Annotated in this window: 19 protein-coding genes; 5 read left to right on the top strand and 14 right to left on the bottom strand. The window is 47.2% G+C overall.

Features of this window, described 5'->3' with window-relative positions; translation table 11 throughout:
- Positions 1-263 precede the first annotated feature (263 nt).
- A complete protein-coding gene (pckA, locus tag KNO99_RS06050) occupies positions 264-1,835 on the top strand; it encodes a phosphoenolpyruvate carboxykinase (ATP) (protein ID WP_214746332.1) in 1,572 nt (523 codons plus the stop codon).
- Between the two features lie 25 nt (positions 1,836-1,860).
- Here pckA and KNO99_RS06045 read toward each other — a convergent pair whose 3' ends face one another.
- The 12 genes from KNO99_RS06045 to KNO99_RS05990 all read right to left on the bottom strand — a co-directional run bounded on the left by KNO99_RS06045 (position 1,861) and on the right by KNO99_RS05990 (position 11,830).
- Positions 1,861-2,625, bottom strand: coding sequence for an alpha/beta hydrolase family protein (locus KNO99_RS06045; RefSeq protein ID WP_074033491.1), 765 nt, complete (start codon positions 2,623-2,625; stop codon positions 1,861-1,863).
- Positions 2,606-3,079 carry an RNA deprotection pyrophosphohydrolase gene (ytkD, locus tag KNO99_RS06040; RefSeq protein WP_074033492.1) on the bottom strand — a complete coding sequence of 158 codons (474 nt, stop codon included), beginning with the start codon at positions 3,077-3,079 and terminating at the stop codon, positions 2,606-2,608. The genes KNO99_RS06045 and ytkD overlap by 20 nt, the downstream gene beginning before the upstream one ends.
- Before the next feature lie 99 nt (positions 3,080-3,178).
- Positions 3,179-4,531: a glucose-6-phosphate isomerase gene (locus tag KNO99_RS06035; protein ID WP_074033493.1), complete on the bottom strand. Its 1,353-nt coding sequence runs from the start codon at positions 4,529-4,531 to the stop codon at positions 3,179-3,181.
- Between the two features lie 106 nt (positions 4,532-4,637).
- Positions 4,638-5,801, bottom strand: a complete 1,164-nt coding sequence (locus tag KNO99_RS06030) for an iron-containing alcohol dehydrogenase (RefSeq protein WP_074033494.1) — start codon at positions 5,799-5,801, stop codon at positions 4,638-4,640.
- A gap of 74 nt (positions 5,802-5,875) precedes the next feature.
- Positions 5,876-6,868: a Gfo/Idh/MocA family protein gene (locus KNO99_RS06025; protein WP_214746329.1), complete on the bottom strand. Its 993-nt coding sequence runs from the start codon at positions 6,866-6,868 to the stop codon at positions 5,876-5,878.
- Between the two features lie 101 nt (positions 6,869-6,969).
- A complete protein-coding gene (gene yugI / locus KNO99_RS06020; protein WP_074033496.1) occupies positions 6,970-7,362 on the bottom strand; it encodes a S1 domain-containing post-transcriptional regulator GSP13 in 393 nt (130 codons plus the stop codon).
- A 197-nt stretch (positions 7,363-7,559) separates the two neighbouring features.
- A complete protein-coding gene (locus KNO99_RS06015) occupies positions 7,560-8,804 on the bottom strand; it encodes a lysine N(6)-hydroxylase/L-ornithine N(5)-oxygenase family protein (RefSeq protein WP_214746325.1) in 1,245 nt (414 codons plus the stop codon).
- Between the two features lie 58 nt (positions 8,805-8,862).
- Positions 8,863-10,047 carry an aminotransferase gene (locus tag KNO99_RS06010; protein WP_214746323.1) on the bottom strand — a complete coding sequence of 395 codons (1,185 nt, stop codon included), beginning with the start codon at positions 10,045-10,047 and terminating at the stop codon, positions 8,863-8,865.
- Complete coding sequence (locus KNO99_RS06005; protein WP_074033499.1) at positions 10,044-10,538, bottom strand: Lrp/AsnC family transcriptional regulator; 495 nt, start codon at positions 10,536-10,538, stop codon at positions 10,044-10,046. The genes KNO99_RS06010 and KNO99_RS06005 overlap by 4 nt, the downstream gene beginning before the upstream one ends.
- 2 nt (positions 10,539-10,540) lie before the next feature.
- On the bottom strand, positions 10,541-11,341 hold the full coding sequence (locus tag KNO99_RS06000; RefSeq protein ID WP_214746320.1) for a glycosyltransferase family 2 protein: 801 nt from the start codon (positions 11,339-11,341) through the stop codon (positions 10,541-10,543).
- Entirely contained in the window at positions 11,338-11,586 is a 249-nt protein-coding gene (locus tag KNO99_RS05995) for a NifU N-terminal domain-containing protein (protein ID WP_012726804.1), read from the bottom strand. The genes KNO99_RS06000 and KNO99_RS05995 overlap by 4 nt, the downstream gene beginning before the upstream one ends.
- Before the next feature lie 13 nt (positions 11,587-11,599).
- Complete coding sequence (locus tag KNO99_RS05990) at positions 11,600-11,830, bottom strand: DUF1871 family protein (protein WP_214746317.1); 231 nt, start codon at positions 11,828-11,830, stop codon at positions 11,600-11,602.
- A gap of 546 nt (positions 11,831-12,376) precedes the next feature.
- Here KNO99_RS05990 and KNO99_RS05985 point away from each other — a divergent pair.
- Genes KNO99_RS05985 through KNO99_RS05975 form a run of 3 tightly spaced genes read left to right on the top strand, consistent with a single transcriptional unit; the run spans position 12,377 to position 16,170 of the window.
- On the top strand, positions 12,377-14,617 hold the full coding sequence (locus KNO99_RS05985; protein WP_214746505.1) for a ribonucleoside-diphosphate reductase subunit alpha: 2,241 nt from the start codon (positions 12,377-12,379) through the stop codon (positions 14,615-14,617).
- Positions 14,618-14,666: 49 nt separating this feature from the next.
- Positions 14,667-15,173, top strand: a complete 507-nt coding sequence (locus tag KNO99_RS05980) for a flavodoxin domain-containing protein (protein ID WP_214746314.1) — start codon at positions 14,667-14,669, stop codon at positions 15,171-15,173.
- On the top strand, positions 15,130-16,170 hold the full coding sequence (locus tag KNO99_RS05975) for a ribonucleotide-diphosphate reductase subunit beta (RefSeq protein WP_214746311.1): 1,041 nt from the start codon (positions 15,130-15,132) through the stop codon (positions 16,168-16,170). The genes KNO99_RS05980 and KNO99_RS05975 overlap by 44 nt, the downstream gene beginning before the upstream one ends.
- A gap of 85 nt (positions 16,171-16,255) precedes the next feature.
- On the opposite strand, the gene KNO99_RS05970 is transcribed toward KNO99_RS05975, so the two are convergent.
- Positions 16,256-18,160, bottom strand: coding sequence for an N-acetylmuramoyl-L-alanine amidase family protein (locus tag KNO99_RS05970; protein WP_214746308.1), 1,905 nt, complete (start codon positions 18,158-18,160; stop codon positions 16,256-16,258).
- 122 nt (positions 18,161-18,282) lie between these two features.
- Positions 18,283-19,071, bottom strand: a complete 789-nt coding sequence (locus KNO99_RS05965; protein ID WP_251130969.1) for a MazG nucleotide pyrophosphohydrolase domain-containing protein — start codon at positions 19,069-19,071, stop codon at positions 18,283-18,285.
- 85 nt (positions 19,072-19,156) lie between these two features.
- Between KNO99_RS05965 and ytvI the strand changes: the two genes are divergently transcribed.
- Positions 19,157-20,290 carry a sporulation integral membrane protein YtvI gene (gene ytvI, locus KNO99_RS05960; RefSeq protein ID WP_214746302.1) on the top strand — a complete coding sequence of 378 codons (1,134 nt, stop codon included), beginning with the start codon at positions 19,157-19,159 and terminating at the stop codon, positions 20,288-20,290.
- Position 20,291: the final 1 nt, after the last annotated feature.

The raw sequence follows: 20,291 nt of genomic DNA, 5'->3' as shown, positions 1-20,291 counted from the left end.
ATTCGTTAAAGTTTTCACTGACTTGCAAAACATTTCTGTTTGTGAATCGTCAAACATTTTTTTAATTCGTTTCTGTTTTTTAACACCTTGTGATAAGAGAATGTGATAAACTGTCTTTGTAAGAAAGCGCTTACTTAGAGAGAAGAAACGCTTGTGTTTAATTAGTGTGTCACATATAATTAAAAATGTCATACTGATTAATCGTAATCGCGGAAGTATGCGGATTTCATCCACATCTATTTAGGGGAAAGGTGGGATTCAGGATGGCGACAACGCTCCTGAAAATCGAAGAATTAATTAATGGTGCCGACATGAAACGGAACTTGACGGTTCCAGAACTGGTGGAAGAAGCCATCCAAAATGGTGAAGGTGTACTGACAAAAGACGGGGCTTTATCTGTCAGCACCGGTGCTTTTACCGGACGGTCACCGAAAGACAAATTCGTCGTACAAGATGAAGTCAGCAACAACCTTGTCGATTGGGGAAAAGTGAACCAACCGATCGCGGAAGAGAAGTTTTCAGCACTTCTTGACAAAGTACTCACCCATTTAGAAAAGAAAGACAAACTTTATTACCTCGAAGCGTCTGCTGGTGCCGATGAGCACTACACGTTACCGGTTCGTGCCATTACGGAATATGCATGGCATAGTCTGTTCGCAAAACAGCTGTTTTTACGCGAATGGCCAACGAAAGGTGCGTTCGATCCGTTCACTGTTATTTATGCACCGAGTTATAAAGCAGATCCTACAGTGGATGGCACGAACTCAGAGACGTTCATTCTCGTTTCATTCGCCAAGCGCACGATTCTGATCGGGGGAACAGAATACGGTGGCGAAATTAAAAAATCAATCTTCTCCGTCATGAACTTCTTGTTACCTGAGCAAAACGTCTTATCGATGCACTGTTCGGCAAACGTCAACGATGCAAACGAAACGGCACTCTTCTTCGGGTTGTCGGGAACTGGGAAGACGACACTTTCAGCTGATCCACAGCGCCACTTAATCGGAGACGATGAGCACGGATGGTCACCGGATGGGGTCTTCAACATTGAAGGCGGTTGCTACGCGAAGACGATCAACTTGTCGCGTGAGAACGAACCACAAATCTATGATGCAATCCGTTTCGGTTCATTGATTGAAAACGTCGTATTGAATGAAGATCGTACGCCGGACTACAAGAACATCTCCTTGACTGAAAATACGCGTGCGGCATATCCAATCGAATTCATCGACAACGCGATGCTCCCATCACGTGCCGGTCATCCAAATACGATCGTCTTCTTGACGGCCGATGCGTATGGTGTCTTGCCACCGATCAGCAAACTGACGAAAGAACAGGCGATGTATCACTTCTTGTCTGGTTATACGTCTAAGCTTGCTGGGACAGAGCGTGGTGTCACAGAACCACAAGCGACGTTCTCGACTTGCTTCGGTTCACCGTTCCTTCCGCTCGCTCCTGAGCGTTATGCGGATATGCTCGGTAAATTGATTGAAGAGCACGATGTAGATGTCTATCTTGTCAACACGGGCTGGACAGGTGGAGCATACGGCGAAGGTTCGCGTATGAAACTCGCCTATACGCGCGCGATGGTCAATGCTGCCGTCAACGGCCAGCTCCGTGATGTCGAAACGATGAAACATGACATTTTCAATGTCGAGATTCCTGTAGCCATCGATGGTGTACCGAGCGACGTGCTCAATCCGCGAGATACGTGGAGCGACCCAGCTCGTTACGACGTCGAGGCAAAAGCGCTCGCCATGAAATTTAAAGAAAACTTCAATCGCTTCACGAAAGCAAGTGAGTCCGTCATCGCAGCCGGACCACTCGTTATCTAACACAAAAGCACTGACTCGATTTTTTTTATCGAGTCAGTGCTTTTTCCTGTCGCAACATCCAATCCATCGCTTGTTCGGTCGTCTCCCATTTATCCCAAAACGGGAGCTGGTGACCGAACGGGAGCACCCAAAACTCTGCCTGTTCCCCTAATTTCTCGGCGACGGCTGTCGCATGACGTAAGCGAACTTGTTCATCGTCCGTACCGTGGATGAGCAGTGTCGGGGCGACCCATTCCTTGTAAAGCGGAGAACGGTCGACATACGCAGATTCTGCAGACTCGGGGTCCCCACCCGTCATCCGACGTAACATCTTCCGCATCGAACGCTGTTCTTCATACGTCCACTCGAGATTTGTCACGCCAGCCCATGAAGTAACCGTCGTGACCGGTCGTTCGGAAGCGAGCGAGAGGGCCATCATGCCCCCTCTTGAAAAGCCGAGGACGTGAACCGGTCGTCCACTCATGTGGACACGGTCGAATAGCGAGAGCACGTCCTCTAAGTCTTCTCCTCCAAAGTCTTCTTTTCCCGTCCCGCCGTGATTGCCACGATAGACCGGGGCGACGACATGAAAGCCCCGCGATGCAAACTGCATGAGACGTGGTAAACGGACATCCCCGATTCGAGCCGTTCCTCCTCGTAAGTACATCAACACTTGGCCGTTTGAACGTTTCGGCTCAATCGAATACGCCACGACCTCTTCCCCATCTGTCGTCGTATACCATCCTCGTGTCACTCGGTAACCCGCATAAGGTGGTAACACATCGATTCGGTCAAACCAGTTTTTGATCATAAAGAACCCTCATCGTTTCCGGTAGGACACGGTCTTTCATCATGAAGCTGTAGCGTGGATTGCGCAATAAGTTATCCGGCAAGGCATCGATCAGGACAGCCCCATCTGTCTCGTCAATGGCAGGATGATCCTCGAATCGCTCAATCTCCGCATAATAAATGTTTTTGATGACCGTATCGCCTCTACCTAGCACACGGTACTGTCCCAAATATCGTAATGTTTTGACGACGCCACCGGTCTCTTCATATACTTCCCGGATGGCGGCATCGTCCTCGTGTTCTCCTGGCTCGACTTTCCCACCTGGAAACTCGAGTCCGCGCTGTTTATGCTTCGTCAATACCCACTTGTCTTCATATCGGGCGACGACCCAGACGTGGAGCGGCGTGTCTGAGAACGGATAATGGGTGAAGCTTAACTCGACTTGATTATGATAGTAATCCTTGAATGTCTTCATAGTCCATCCCTTTCTTTCCCCTGTCTACTCTCACTTTACCTTGTCTTCACCCAGTTTCAAACAAAAAAATCGGTCCGACACGCGGACCGATTCGTTTTCTTATTGATTCAAACGTTTTTCGAGCTCTGCTTTTTGTTCTTCATAACCCGGTTTGCCGAGTAACGCGAACATGTTCGCTTTGTAAGCTTCGACGCCTGGCTGGTTGAACGGGTTCACCCCGAGGATGTATCCGCTCATCGCACATGCTTTTTCGAAGAAGTAGAACAAGTAGCCGAGGTGATAAGGTGTCATCTCTGGCAATTCGACGACCAAGTTCGGGACATCGCCGTCAGTGTGTGCGAGAAGTGTTCCTTCTGTCGCTTTGTCGTTCACGAACTGAATCGTTTCGCCTGCGAGGAAGTTCAAACCGTCCAAATCTTGAGCGTCTTCTGGGACGTTCATCGAGTGACGGACTTCTTTCACACGAATGACCGTCTCGAACAAGTCACGACGACCTTCTTGGATATATTGCCCCATCGAGTGAAGATCCGTTGAGAAGTCGACAGCCGCTGGGAAGATCCCTTTGTTGTCTTTTCCTTCTGACTCACCGTAAAGTTGTTTCCACCATTCTGACACGTAGTGAAGAGCTGGCTCATAGTTGACGAGCATCTCAATCGATTTGCCTTTCGCGTAAAGGGCGTTACGTACGACTGCATACTGATACGCTTCGTTTTCAGCCAATTCTGGTGAGCTGTAAGCGTTTTGTGCGTCACGTGCACCTTCCATCAATGCATCGATATCAATTCCAGCAGCGGCAATCGGAAGAAGTCCGACTGGCGTGAGGACAGAGAAACGTCCACCGACATCATCTGGAATCACGAACGTCTCGTATCCTTCTGCGTCCGCAAGTGTCTTGAGTGCACCACGGGCACGGTCTGTCGTTGCATAGATCCGCTCACGCGCTCCATCTTGACCGTACTTGTCTTCCATGAACTGCTTGAGGACACGGAATGCAATCGCAGGTTCTGTCGTCGTTCCTGATTTTGAGATGACGTTGATTGAGACCTCTTTGCCTTCAAGTACTTGAAGCAACTCTCTCATATACGTTGAAGAGATATTGTGGCCCGCATAGAATACTTGTGGTGCCTTGCGCTCTTCTTTTGACAATACGTTGAAGAACGAATGTTGAAGCATTTCGATCGCTGCACGGGCACCGAGGTAAGATCCTCCGATTCCGACGACGACGAGAACGTCTGAATTCTCGCGAATTCGTTCCGCCGCAGCTTTGATTCGTGCGAACTCATCTTGATCGTATTCGGTCGGAAGATCGACCCACCCAAGAAAATCACTTCCGGCACCGCTCCGCTCGTGAATCACCGAGTGAAGGGTTTTTACCGTTTCTTGCATTTGGTCGATTTCGTGCTTCCCTACGAATGAGAGCGCGTTTGAATAATCGAAACGTACAGTTGACATGTCATTTCCTCCTTTAAATCGCTCGTAAAAGAGCCATACATGACCCATCATAAACGGAAACGCTAGATTCGTTCAATCATTATTGCAAAATAGGCAATAAATTGCCTTATTTACTGAGTTCGAGGATATGCGCGACATCTTCACGTTCGAGCGTACGGAAACGACCGAATGCGCCACGTTTCATCGCAGAATCGAGAATCGCATCGAATGTCGACTCATCGATATCGTAATCACGGAGTGAGTTTGGTGCGCCGAGTTGGTCGAAGAATGCACGAATCGCTTCGATTGTACGTTTCCCAGTCTCCAAGTCGTTTTCACCTGGTTCCACATCGAATACTTCCGTACCGAGTCGGGCGAAACGTGCCGCATTGTCTTCATCCAATACATGCTCCATCCAACGTGGGAAGAGGATTGCGAGACCACCAGCGTGCGGGATGTCGTGGACAGCCGATACGGCGTGCTCGATGTTGTGCGATGCCCAGTCACCAGCAGCACCCATTTGAAGGACGCCGTTCAACGCCATCGTACCTGAGAACAAGATGATGGCACGAAGATCGACGTTTTCCAAATCATTCACGAGTTTCGGTGCCGATTCAACGACCGCCTTCAAGACACCTTCTGTCATGCGTTCTTGTACCGGCGCATGGTTCGGGTGGAAGTATTGTTCGAAACAGTGGCTCATCATGTCGACAATACCGTAAATCGTCTGATCTTTTGGAACCGAGACTGTATAACGTGGGTCAAGGATTGAGAATGTTGGGAAGACGAGTGGGTGACCCCAACCGAACTTCTCTTGTGTTTCCCAGTTTGTGATAACCGAGCCTGAGTTCATTTCTGATCCTGTTGCCGCGAGTGTGAGGACCGTCCCAAATGGTACCGCCTCTGTCGGGATATGTTCACGGAGCACGATGTCCCATGCATCCCCTTCATAAGGAATTGCTGCTGAAATCAGTTTTGTACAGTCGATGACGGAACCTCCGCCGACTGCGAGCAACGCATCGATGTTTTCTTCACGTGCAAATTTGACCGCACGACGTACTGTCTCAATACGCGGGTTCGGTTCGACGCCAGAGAAGTCTACGTATGAGATGCCAGCCTTTTCAAGCTCAGCCACGACTTCATCGTACGTTCCGTTCTTTTTGATGCTTCCGCCACCATAGACGAGCATCACTTTCTTCGCGTCGAGCGCGCCAAGTTCTTTCGATAATGTTTCGACTTGATGTGTACCGAAGATCAGTTTCGTCGGGTTTTTGTATTCAAAGTTGTGCATGATTCATCCTCCTCGTAGAAATATGTAACACCTACACTATATACCCTGTTTTCAAAGAATGAAAAGTATCGTGCTTATGCGTAAATGCGATCGATGATGCGATGGAGTATGACGGCTTCCTCTGCTTGCCGATAGTTCGGTTCTTTTCGGCACGCTTCGAGAAACAGCTGAATTTGACGTTCATACGGATCATATTCAGTCAAATAGGCAGGTCGTTCGTCAAACAACGCCCCATATTTCTCCGTGTGAAGCGTGAGTGGAAACAGACTGGCTCCAGCTTTCGTACCGCGACATTCCACACGCATCGTATCCTTTGTTTCAATGTTGGCCATATAACTGACATCGAGTAACAAAGACGCGCCTGTCTCGAAGGTGATCATCGCTCTCGCCGTGTCTTCGACAGACAGCGATTCATGGTCCCATTTGCCCATCAAGCCTACACCCGGACGGTTCCCTAAATATTGCCCGACGTGACCGACAACCTCTTTCGGTTCCGGATAATCCATCAAGTGAAGCGCGAGATCTAACATATGGACGCCGATATCGAGTAGTGCCCCTCCACCCTGAAGCTCTTTATTCGTAAACACGCCCCATCCAGGAATGCCACGTCGGCGAAGGGCAAGTGCCGTTGACGCATAGATGTCCCCCATCTCTCCTGCGTCAATCATCCGTTTTAAAAGGACCGTGTCGGCCCGATGCCGATAATGAAATCCATAATGGAGCGTCTTTCCCGCTCGTTTCGCTGCTTCTAACATCTCCACCGCTTCCTTTTCCGATATGCCCGGAGGCTTCTCGCAGAGCACGTGGCACCCTGCTTCTAGTGCAAGGAGCACTTGCTCTTTATGTAAGGCGTTCGGCGTACAGATGCTGACCGCATCGAGCTGTTCGTGCGTGAGCATCTCTTCGACCGTTTCATAGACGTTCGGGATGTTAAACTGACGTGCGACACGTTCACCGTTCGCCCGTGTCCGGTTCATGACCGCTACCACATCCATCCCTGCTTTTACATAATTCGGAATGTGAGCACTCGTCGCAATCCCGCCCGTTCCAATGATGCCAATCTTCATCTAATCTCCCCCTATTCGAATTACAGTTTCGTCATAAGACTCATCGATTCCTGTAAAACACAAAAAAGGTGACCCGCTTAGAGCGGGTCACCTTGGAACACTTACTTCTTGAAGTTTGTGTTTTTGATCCAGTCTTCAAGTTTGTCTTTGAGGACTGTGAATCCTGGAGCTTCTTCTTGCTTGAAGTTTGAAGATGCTTCGTTGCGGCGTGGCGCACGACGAGCTGGCTTCGCAGACTTCTCACGTTTTGGAGCTTCTTGAGTCGCTTTCATTGAAAGCTTGATCTTTTTAGAAGCTTCGTCCACTTCAAGGATTTTCACTTCAACTTCTTGACCAACTTGAACGTAATCGTTTACGTCTTTTACGTAGTCGTGTGAGATTTCTGAAATGTGTACAAGACCTTGAGTCTCGTCATCGAGTGCTACGAAAGCACCGAAAGGTTGAATTCCTGTTACTTTACCTGTTAATACTTGATCTTTTTCGTATTTTGCCATTACAAACAACTCCTATGCTAAATTCATCAACTTACTATAACATACTTTTTTCGATAAAGTGTACAAATTAGTAAAAAAGATTATTTTTGACGTGTTGATATGTTTTAAAGTCGAAGCGCGGGGTAAATACAAATCAAGCAAGACTTCAAGTATTCCCCCCTGATTCCGCTAGGCGACTCGCCTAGCCCTTTTTTTGTTCAAAACGTCGTGAACGGCTTTTGATGGTGAATCGGATAGACCGGTTCTCCAGCCATTTCGTTCAACATCACCGCATTTCGATAGACGGCCATCCCTAGATTCGTTGCTGCGGGGCCATGGGAATGCTCCAAATTCGTGTGCGTGAACAGTTTCCCTTTCAATGATTCGCTCATGACCACTTCGTACGTATCATGAACAGCCCACTCACCCTCTGCTTCCCAGACAATCGGGAGCTTCTCGACCCACGCCGGAATGATTGGACGATATCCCGTTGCCACGACAACAAGGTCATACTCCTTTTCGACCACTTCTTTTGTATATTGTTGCGTCCCTTTCAAGCGATGCGTCAACCAGTCATAGGAAATGGATTCTACCTCGACTTGCGTAAGCATCTCTGCTCGCTTTGGCTCACCTTCTGCAGTCCGGTGATAGAGCGCCTCATAAATCGCCGTCATCGTCTCAGGATTGACGCCATGGCGGAAACGTTCAAATGACTGAAGCAATTGTTGACGTGCTTCGTAAGGTAAGCCGTGAAAATATTCGACATAGTCCACACTAAAAATCTCATCCCCGAGCTTTCCTGCTTCTAGTGACTCGAAATGATCGGAACGTGTAATCCAGTCGACACGTTGTTCATCCGTCGCTTCACGGAATAAATCTAGAAACACTTCTGCCGCACTCTGTCCACTCCCGACGACCGCGACGCGATAACGGTCTCGAAGGACGTCCCGATAGGTCAAATACTCGCTCGTATGGATCACTTGTTCAAAACCTTTCGGCACAAACGGTTCTGCCCCAGTGCCAAGAACGACATGTGTAGCTTGAACTTGAGTCGTTTCACCGTTTGATTCGACCGTCACGAGAAAACCATTTTCCTCGACCAACACATCCGTCACCTCGTGATCGAAGTGGATGGTCGACAGCCGTTCGGCGACCCAACGCAAATATCGATTGTATTCCGTCCGAGGAATCTTATCCTGTTCTTGCGTGATGAACGTCTGGAGACGCCCCGTCTCACTCAAGTAGTTCAAGAAACTCGATGGGTTGGTCGGATCCGCGAGCGTGACGAGATCTTGTAAGTAATGTGTTTGCATCGTCATCCCTTCAATGAGCATCCCTTCATGCCACATCATTTCCTTCCGCTTTTCAAAGCAAATCCCGCGTAGTGATGTTTTTTCCGCGAGAGCCATTAATCCAAGATTATAAGGACCACATCCGATTGCAACAAAGTCAACTTGTTTCATTTTCTTCACCTCGCCCGTCTTTTCCCTCTCATTATATCGCTAAAACGGCAAAAGACCCTCACGAATGAGAGTCCTTGACCGCTGTGACTTCGAATTGCTGCATGAATCGATGGATGCGTCGAATCGCTTCTTGTAACTGTTCGAGCGACGTCGCATAGCTCGCTCGAACGAACCCTTCCCCACTCTCACCGAAGGCGTTCCCTGGGACGACGGCGACCCGTTCTTCAAGCAAGAGACGTTCCGCAAATTCTTCACTTGTCAACCCCGTGTGTCGAATCGACGGGAAGGCATAGAAAGCTCCACCCGGCACGTGTGTCGGGAGACCTGCCTCGTTCAGCGCCTGAATGAAATAGTTCCGACGTTGACGATAGCTCTTCACCATGTTCGGTACGTGTTGATGACGTGAACGAAGTGCCTCGAGTCCGCCGAATTGAACGAGCGTCGGGGCACACATCATGCCATATTGATGAACCTTCAACATTTCCCGCGTCACGATTTCAGGGGCACAAGTGAAACCGAGGCGCCATCCCGTCATCGCGAACGCTTTTGAGAAACCATTGATGACGATTGTCCGGTCCCGCATATCGTGAAGTGTCGCGAAACTCGTGAAAGGCTCGTCATAGCAAAGTTCTGCATAAATCTCGTCACTGACAACCCAAAGGTCATACTTGGTCGCGAGTTCTGCGATTTGCGCGAGCTCGTCACCGTTCATCGTCGCTCCCGTCGGATTGGACGGGAAGCAAAGGAGAATCGCCTTCGTCCGCTCGGTGATGACGCGCTCGACATCATCCCGGTCGAGGCGAAAACCCTTTTCAGGACGACAGGCGACAGGAACAACTTTCCCACCTGCCATCTCGATGAGCGGTCCGTAAGATACGAATGCTGGTTCGACGACGATGACTTCATCTCCTGGATTCAGTAGGGCACGGAATGCGATATCGAGCGCCTGTGAGGCACCTGTCGTCACAATTAATTCCGATGTCGGATCGTATTTGACTGAAAATCGTTCCTTCATATAAGTAGCAATCTCTTCGCGTAACTCGATGAGTCCTGCATTGGCACTATACGCCGTATATCCTTGTTCGAGTGCGACATAGCTCGCTTCCCGAACGTTCCAAGGCGTGATGAAATCCGGTTCTCCCACCCCGAGAGAAACCACGTTTTCCATCGTTTGCGCCAAATCAAAGAAACGACGGATGCCTGATGGCTTCATGGAGACGACTTGATTGGATAATGACTTCATGGCGTGATGTTCAATCGCTTGTCTTCAGTTTGTGGGGTGAACAAAATCCCGTCGTGCTTGTACGTCTTCAATTTGAAGTGTGTCGTCGTCGACAAGACCGAGTCAAGCGGTGACAACTTGTCGGAGACGAACGAAGCCACGTCCTGAAGCGAGCTCGCTTGAATGACGACTTGAAGATCGTAAGCACCTGACATCAAATAAAGGGCCGTCACTTCCGGGAAACGATAAATACGCTCGGCCACATCATCAAATCCGCGGCCTCGTTTCGGCGCAACTTTGACGTCAATAAAGGCAGTGACATCATGTCGATTGATTTTTTGCCAATTGACCATCGCCCGAAAACCAAGCAAAATCCCATCTTGTTTGAACTTCTCGAGCATCGACTCAATCGTCTCTTCATCGAGCGCCAACAAATCAGCCAACATCTTCGTCTCCAGATAGCCCTTTTCTTCTAACAACTCTAATAGTTCAAGTTCTTTTGATGAATACATACTTATTCTCCTTCCGTCCGACCAGGTAACACGCCTGTGAACGTTCTCTCTGTCTGCCTCACATATGGACGTCGTTCCTCTTGGACCATATGGAAATTCTTCATCCCCATGTCTGTCAGCCCATGCTTCTGACAAAAGTGGTCAAAGTAACGACGTCTCGTTTCGTCTTGTTTTGCCGATAGGTTGTCCGTCCCATTGAATGCGTAGAGAACCGTCGCGCGAGCGGGATGGGACACGGTGAACGTCTCCATGACCCTCAAGAAGAAATCCCAGTCCCAATAATTATAGACGTCTTCATCGAAGAGACCGATTGTGTCATGGATTGATTTGCGATACATCGTACCGGACGGGATGAACGTCGAGTCCTTTCGCATCCGCTCACGGTCGAAGTCATATGCGAACGGTTCCCAGTCCGTCACTACTCGACGACCGCCTTCCCATGCAAAGCGGAATAGCTCGGCATCCGTATAGACGAAGTCCGCTTCTTGTAAATCGCGTAGTCCATCTTCGATGTGAGTCGGCATGAGCAAATCATCATCGTCTAACAGTAAGATGACGTTCCCTTTCGCTTCGAGCACGCCACGATTCCGCGCACGGACGTGATGATTCTCCCCGACTTCAATGACACGCACATCCAATTGATTCAAAAAAGGCGCCAAAATATGCTGTTTTGGCGGCCCTTCATTATTCATGACCAAGACTTCGAACTGCTGAAACGTTTGGACCGTTAAGCTTTCAAGCAGCTCCGTCAATTCCATCTCGCGCTTATAGGCTGGAATGACGATCGAGACAATCGGGTTCATCCGCGATATGCCGTCTCAACGTGCGGAAGGATTGCTTCCCAACTCACACCATTCTCTTTTGAAACGGTTACGAAGTCGCCGTATGCGAATACACTTTCGACACCTTCAATCTCGACAAGTTTCGCAAGGAGCGGTTGATCTGTCGCTTCCCCTGCTTTCACACTTTGGCTTTTTGCGCCGAATACGTTTTCTGGAAGTGTGACTTTCATTGCATTCGGGTTTGGTGTTGGATCAATTCGTAACATTAATTCTTCCTCCTTATAGTTGGCAAGATGACGACGCGAATAGTTGCTGCGCCATCTTCATGATTTCTTCTTCAGGGGGACACTCATCGAACGCCTCAAGAAGCGTGCGGCGAATCACATCGGTCAATTGTTCTGAAGATTCGACATAGGTTAATGCTACCATCACCTCATCGAACTCCGGTCCGTATGAACCTGTTCCATAACCGAGCGGGTCCCATGTTAATAATAAGTCTTCTGTACGCACTTGTTAAACCCTTCTTTTCGTTGAAATCCATGTCCTACCTCATCAATCTACCTTACTTTTTGCTCGGATACCAGCCTTGACAAACGGATTCATTCGTCACGATTTGACGAAACACTATATCTAGTGTCGACCGATTCATGCAGGTATTCTGATGATCGACGTCAAATACAATACATTCGTGCCTATATAGAGGTTCAAACACCCCTTCTTCGAAGATGAAATCGAATTCATTTTTCTGTGAAGAACTGTGCAATTAGAATTCATAAAAATTTTTCATCTCATTTCTCTGTCTCAAATTGGGTCATGAAGCCCTTTTCGAACAAAAGCAAAACACCGCCCTGCACATTCAAGAATGTCAAGGATTGAAAAACTAAATATAGGTGTTTTATGATTAAAAAGATAAAAATGTGTCAATATATAGTTAACAGCTATTTTGGTCGTTGACACATTATTGTGACAGGTTAGGAAGTTCTTATTATACTTTCATAACGTCTACATCTATTAAAGGAGTGATCGATTTTGACATCCCCTATCCACCACGAGACGATGCTACCAGCGACGCCAACGCTTGCTGATGTCTCTTCTCTTATTCAATCTATCCAAACACGGTATCCTCATTTAAGTGTACAGCGTTACGAGGAACGCGCGATTCGGGCGCTCGAGACAAAGACGCTGACACAAGATGTAGTATATGACTTATTGACGATGCATGCGCTCGATATGTTGAAAGCCGAAGAGCCGGACTGGACGTTCGTGGCGACTGAGATGTATTTGAACCGTCTCTATCTCGAGGCGGCACGTAATCGCGGCTATGATGCGTCGATGCGCTACGGCAACTTCCATCACTTGATCGAGACGTTGACATCAAAACGCATCTTCACTTCAGCACTGATGGATACGTATTCAAAAGAAGATATGGACCACCTCGAGTCGTTGATTGACCCGTCTCGCGATCGCCTCTTCACTTACATCGGACTTCGTACGTTATCGGACCGTTACCTCGGCCGCGACCATGTGAAGAACTTATACGAGCTTCCACAAGAGCGCTTCATGGTCATCGCGATGACCCTCATGCAAAAAGAGGATGAAAAAACACGCCTCAAACTCGTCGAAGAAGCGTACTGGGCGCTCTCAAACCTTTATATGACCGTCGCAACACCGACGTTATCGAACGCTGGTAAGTCATACGGTCAGCTCAGCTCTTGCTTCATCGATACAGTCGACGACTCGCTTCGCGGCATCTACGATTCCAACACCGACGTGGCGACACTTTCAAAAGGCGGCGGGGGAATCGGTGTCTATCTCGGTAAAATCCGTTCGCGCGGAAGTGACATCAAAGGATTCAAAGGCGTCTCGAGCGGTGCGCTTCCTTGGATGAAACAATTGAACAATACGGCCGTTTCTGTCGACCAACTCGGCATGCGCCAAGGTTCAATCGCCGTATATCTAGACATCTGGCATAAAGATATCTTCGAATTCTTAGATGCGAAGTTGAACAACGGGGATGAGCGTCTACGGACGCACGACTTGTTCACAGGAGTCTGTTTACCGGACCTATTCATGCGTACGGTCGAGGCACGCGGTGAGTGGCATTTGTTCGACCCGCATGAGATTCGCACGGTGATGGGATATAGCCTTGAGGACTACTTCGATGAAACAGAGAACGGCGGTAGCTTCACAGAGAAATACATGGAGTGCGTCAACACACCAGAATTGTCTCGCGTGACCGTACCTGCCATCGACCTCGTGAAACGTTACATGCGCTCACAGCTTGAAACAGGTACACCTTACATGTTCTTCCGCGACTCTGTGAACCGGGCAAACCCGAACAAACACGCCGGTATGATCTATAGCTCGAACCTTTGTTCAGAGATCGCACAAAACATGTCAGCAACGACGATTGAAGAAGAGTACACACAAGACGGAAAAATCGTCATCACGAAAACACCAGGTGATTTCGTCGTCTGTAACTTGAGCTCAATCGCACTCGCCCGTGCGGTGAAAGCAGACGTGCTCGAACGCCTGATCCCGATTCAAATGCGTATGCTCGACAACGTCATCGACTTGAACACCATTGAAGTGCCACAAGCGATGATCACGAACCAGAAGTATCGCGCGGTCGGTCTCGGCACGTTCGGATGGCATCATCTACTCGCCCTCGAAGGAATCCGCTGGGAATCGGTCGACGCCGTTCAATACGCGGAGAAACTCTACGAGAAGATTGCCTACCTCACGATCCAAGCTTCGATGGAGCTCGCGAAGGAGAAAGGCGCGTTCGGCGTCTTCGAAGGATCGGAATGGCATACAGGTGAATACTTCAAGCGCCGGAACTATCGCTCGCACGACGAGTTGGATTGGGATGGTCTCGCAGAAGCCGTCCACCAAAACGGTGTTCGTAACGCCTATATGATGGCTGTTGCACCGAACTCGTCGACTGCTATCATCGCGGGTAGTACCGCTTCGATTGACCCGGTCTATAAAAAAGTCTACTCAGAAGAGAAGAAGAACTATAAGATTCCGGTCACGGTGCCTGATTTGACACCTGAGACGAACTGGTTCTATAAATCAGCTTTCGAAGTCGATCAACTATGGAGCATCCGTCAAAACGCATCGCGCCAACGTCACATCGACCAAGCAATCAGCTTCAACTTGTACGTGAAGAACGATGTGAAAGCGACAGAGCTTCTCGCGATGCACTTAGAAGCTTGGTCTCTCGGTATGAAATCGATTTATTACACACGTTCAACGACCGTTGAAGTAGATGAATGTGAGTCTTGTGCCTCATAACTTGTTCGATTCATCATTAGTCCGTTTTTAATGAAAGGTGGTTAACGACATGAACATTGCAATCATTTGTCATTCGATGAGCGGAAATACGGAAGAAGTGGCGACGCTCATCGAGTCGACCCACCATCATCGTGGTGACCACGTTGTCCGCTACGACGCGGATCGGGTCGGATATCGGGAAGCCCAGTCTCTCACAACGTGTGACCTCGTCTATTTTGGGTCTTACACATGGGCAGATGGCATCTTGCCGGATGAAATGAAGGACACGTTCCGTCTCGTGCTAAAAGAATTGAATGTACCGATTCGTCAGGCAGCCGTATTCGGAACGGGTGACAAAATGTTTGTTCATTTCTGTCGAGCGGTCGATGAGATGGCGTACCACCTTTCAAAATACGGAATCCCACTCGCCGGTGAACTGCTTAAAATCGAGCAGTCGCCTCGCAACCAACCGTTCAACGTCCAGCACTGGGCAGAACGGATGGCTCAGAATGTAGAAGAAGGAGTCATGCACCATGTCGATTCAGAAAATCAAATTATTGTCGCCCAAACATCCTAACCGGGCAACCGCCATCATCGGTGGCGAAACAAGCTCAATCGTGAACTGGAACGATATCGCATATCCTCAGTTTTATACGATTTATAAGCAATTACTTTCAAACTTTTGGATCCCAGATGAGATCTCGATGTCGAAAGACATGCAACAGTGGCCGCAACTAACTGAACGTGAACAAGATGCGTTCAAGCGAATCATCGGGCTGTTATCAATTCTCGACTCTGTCCAGACACGATATATCCTCGAGTCGTCAATGTTCTCGTCAGACTCATCCGTACACGCCGTACTTGCCGTCATCGCGCAACAGGAAGTCGTACACAATCAATCGTATAGTTACGTTTTATCAAGCCTTGTCCCACTCGCTGAACAAAATCGCATCTTTGATATTGCGAAAGACGACGAGATGGTCATGAAACGTAACCAATTCATCCTGGACTTATATGAAGAATTCCGCGACACGCCAAACGCAGAGAATTTCGCAAAATCACTTGTGGCCTCGGTCATTTTGGAAGGCATCAACTTCTATTCTGGATTCGCCTACTTCTATAACTTGGCCCGTCACCAAAAGATGGTCGGGACGTCAACGATGATCAGTTATATCCAGCGCGACGAGATGCAACATTCTTACTTCATCAGCCAGTTGCTCCGTGCTGTCTTGACTGAAAATCCAAAGATTGATGCGGACGGACAGTTCAGCCAATTCGTATACGATACGATGGCAGAGGCCGTCGACCTTGAGATTGAGTGGTGTGAATACGTCCTTCGCGACCTCGATGGACTCGACGTCAGTGAGATGCGTGACTACGTCAAATACTTGGCAAACAAACGTTTACGCGTAATTGGTCTGAACGATTTGTACGTAGGATATGACGAAGATGTCATGCCTTGGATCCGTGCATACTCAGACGACTCACTCAACGCAACAAAATCTGATTTCTTCGAACAAAAATCGCGTTCGTATGCGAAAGTGACAGACGCGAACGGTTTCGACGACTTGTAAAATTCTTCTCAACCGAACCTTTACATGGTTCGGTTTTTTTGATGCATCAAAAAACCTTAGACACGTTCGTCTAAGGTTTTTCGAATCAATGATAAGTTTGTACGTATTTAGCGATTCCTTCCGCAACACCTTCTGCCATACGTTGGCGAGATGCGTCACTCCGAAGATACGTCAAATCCGTTGGAGAAGAAATGAATCCGAGCTCTACGAGAGCAGATGGCATCGTATTATACGTGATGACGTGATAATTTGCTGTCTTCACACCACGGTTCGACATCCCACTCATCTTACTAGCTAGGTTATTTTGAATATTTGAAGCCAACACGCGACTACGAGCACTATGAGCTGAACGTGTTGAGTAGTATGTTTCCATCCCTTTTGCGGAAGAAACATTTAAAGCATTGACATGCATACTGATGAACAAGTTGCCACGTAACGACTTCGCCGCAGCGACACGCTGTTCGAGCGTCAAATAGACATCTGTCGAACGTGTCATGCGTACCGTATACCCATATTTCGAACGAAGATATGCCTCTACCCGTTTCGTTACATCTAACACGATTGTTTTTTCATAAAGCGAACCATTAACCGCACCTGGATCCCTTCCACCGTGCCCTGGATCAAGAATGATAACAGCGTTTGACGAAGCAACAGGTTTAGAAGTTTTTATGAATGCCGAAAAAATATAAGCAAATTGCCCATTAAATTTAATTTTATGAAATCCGTTTTCCGTACCATAATATTCAATCTCAGTTCCATGTTTTAACGTTCCCACTTGCTTTGAATTAACGGAAGCAGCTTGACGAACATTAAGTACATCACCCGGAACGTTCACATAAATAACACCTAGAGAATCAACATCCGGCTTCCCAGAGATAACCTTACTCGCCTCAGCATAATATACGTTCGATCCGATATAAACTTTTATCCACTTTTCATCAATTTTACTATATGTTAGATTTTCGTGTTTTTGGAGTTCTTTTACAATAGTCGCATTGCTTGATAATTGATTGTATAAGATAAGTGTTTGCGATGCATATCCTTGAATCTTTTCTTCTACCGGCTTTTCGACTGGAACTTTCCCAACAGTAATCCATTTCGTCAAAGTAAAATAGGTTTTTGTACCTAAATAGACCATCGACCAATCTGAATTATACTTGCTATAAGTCATTTCTTTTTTACTTGGCAACGTGTTGACGACTGTCGACTTTTGGTCTGTTTTGCTATAGAGTTTTAAAGGTTCTTTCGCATAACCAATCACCTTTGTCACTTTCACTTCTGTGGTAACAGGTTTGATGTAAGCTTTCGACGCGTAATATGTTTTCCCACTTATTATCACTTTGACCCACGATGAATTGTACGATGCATAATCAACTTTTGTATTCTTTTTCAGTGTCTTATACACTTTCCCGCTTAAACTAGGGGACGTACGAATATTTAAATTGCTCGTCAAAATCCCTTTCAAAACGTTCGGAGTAGATGTTACTGATGAAGAAGGTGTTGTAGTTACTGACTTTACATATTTCTTCGAGGCATAGTATGTCTTTCCACTGATGACCACTTTGACCCACGATGAGTTATGGGACGCGTAATCGACTTTCGTATTCTTCTTCAATGTTTTATATATTTTTCCACTTAAACTAGGGGACGTGCGGACGTTTAGGTTTGCTGTTGTAACTCCTTTTGTCGTTTTGACAGTGGAAGTTGTGCTAATTTGTGATGCCTTTATTGGAACAATGTAACGTTTCGAAGCATAATATGTTTTCCCATTCAGATATACCTTTACCCAACTACTATTGTAGTTACCGTAATTTACACTACTGTTTTTCTTTAGTGTTGTGTACACTTTTCCATTCAAGTCTGGTTTTACACGAACATTTAAATTGACAGATGTTTTGCCATTATATGTGGCTGCTTCAACTTGATGAACCCCTATGCTTGCAAAAACGACAAAAACCGACATGACGAATGTAAATAATTTCTTTTTCATCCACTTTTCCTTTCATTGAAAGCTTTTGACAATGGTTGTTAGAAATATATTAACAAATATTAAAATAGTCGATACTTTCTTTTTAGAAAAAGAGATAAATGATTTATCTTTTTTTATGTTTTTTATAACTTTGGACGAATGACGACATAACCTTGAGTATTGTATACCTCGATAGTTACCTTGAAATCACTAGGTAAGTTTAAGTCTTTTTCAACATTTTCAGGAACAATTAGTCCATCTCGACCCAACTTGATCACAAATCCATCAAGCCCCTCAATACGAGCAATTTTCAAAAAACGTTCCACGTGTTTCTCTCTCTCCATATATCGGTCAAACCGCTCAAAAGGTTTAGGATCAATCCCACCCCAATAACGTCCAGACTGATACGTGACATAGCTTCTGACGGAAGCTTCCGTAATCGGATCCGGTGTATGATCGAAACGCCCGAAGTCACGTGTCGATTTTTCATCAATTAATGCATACAATGAGTCAAACAGTTCGTAGTTGCACTGTTCTCCTAAAGAAATCACGGCACGTTGCAGTTGCTCGATATGCAGCTGTAACGACTCTCCTTGGCGATTCGGCTTCAGCTTTTTATCTCCTTCGTAAGCATTCAATATCCTCGCCACTTCGCCGGCCTCTTCTACGATTTGAAAATATAACTGTTCTTTCGTCACTTCTCTTACATCCGCTTCTTGTTGTTGAAGTGAGATTGCATACTGGTTCGCGAGACACGTGGAAATGACGAGCACATCGAGCAGTTCTTCTTTTAGCTCCTCCGCTGATCCTCTCCGCATCGCTCCCCCCACTTCCCCCACTTCTTCTAATAATCGTGCCAGCCCCGATAGCGGTCTCCAGTAGCCTCCCAAATGAAGAATCATCGTATCAATTTTTTGTTGAATCTCTCTCATGTTCATTCACCTATCTTTCTGCTTTATTTACCGTCTACATGATATACTATGCTCAATCTAACTGTCCGGAAAGGGTGGGTTTTTCATGTCTTCGGTAAGACTTTGGCAACTGCTTCGGTTCGTACTTGTCGTGATTGGTCTATTTTTGATCACATGGGTACTGAACATCCTCTTCGAATATACGTATCCTTTCGTGTTTGCCCTACTCTTATCTCTCTTGACCGTTCCACTCGTCAATTTCTTCGAACGAAAAACAAATATGCCGCGTGCACTCGGGACACTCATCTCGTTGTTGATCGTCCTCAGTATCGTCGTCGGCATCATCACCATCGTCATCATCCAATTGATTCATTATGCGACAATCGCAGCGGAGCGACTTCCTGAACAAATCCAAACGTTCACTGAATATGTCCAGCGCTTGTTCAACGAAAAGATTGCACCACTCGTCAACGATGCGTACGAGAGTTATCAACAATTGAATCCTGGACAGACGACTTCATTAGAAGGCGGCATCACAGAGCTCGGTGTCCAACTCGCGGCCGCAATCGGTGTTTTATCCCGTGGTGTGGCAAGTGTCCTACAAGGCATGTTGGCCGCACTCCCACTCGTCCTGCTGCTTGTCGTCGTCATTGTGCTCGCCTGGTTCTTTATTACAAAAGACTGGCCCTCTTACGTGACGTCTCTAAATCGCCTGAATAAACGCAAAGGATTTAAAGAGTTCGAGGAAGTGATGATCAACCTGAAATCCGCTTTATTCGGTTACGTTCGGGCACAACTTACGCTCATTTCCATCACCTTCGGAATCGTACTGGTCGGTATGTTCATTCTCCGAGTCGACAATCCGCTCTCATTCGCTTTACTCGCAGGGTTCTTCGACCTTTTACCTTATTTAGGTGTCGGTACACTACTCATTCCGTGGGCCGCCTATGCCGCAGTATCAGGCGATTGGTTCGTCGCGATCGGATTGATTGTGCTATACATCATCGTCATCGTTCAACGAAACTTGGCTGAACCGAAGATTGTCGGTTCCCATATCGGGTTGAATCCGCTTGCTGCACTCATCTCGATTTTTGTCGGTCTAAAACTATTCGGTGTATTCGGCTTCATCTTAGGTCCCGTACTCGCCGTTCTGCTGAAGGCTTTATACAACGCCAAAGTCTTTCACTATATGTGGCGGTTCGTCGTCGGTCCGTCCGCTACGACAGCAAAAGAGCGATGAA

The sequence above is a fragment of the Exiguobacterium sp. s189 genome, from assembly GCF_018617615.1.
In the GTDB taxonomy this organism is placed as follows: domain Bacteria; phylum Bacillota; class Bacilli; order Exiguobacteriales; family Exiguobacteriaceae; genus Exiguobacterium; species Exiguobacterium aestuarii_A.
This window is presented reverse-complemented; position numbering and strand designations above follow the sequence as displayed.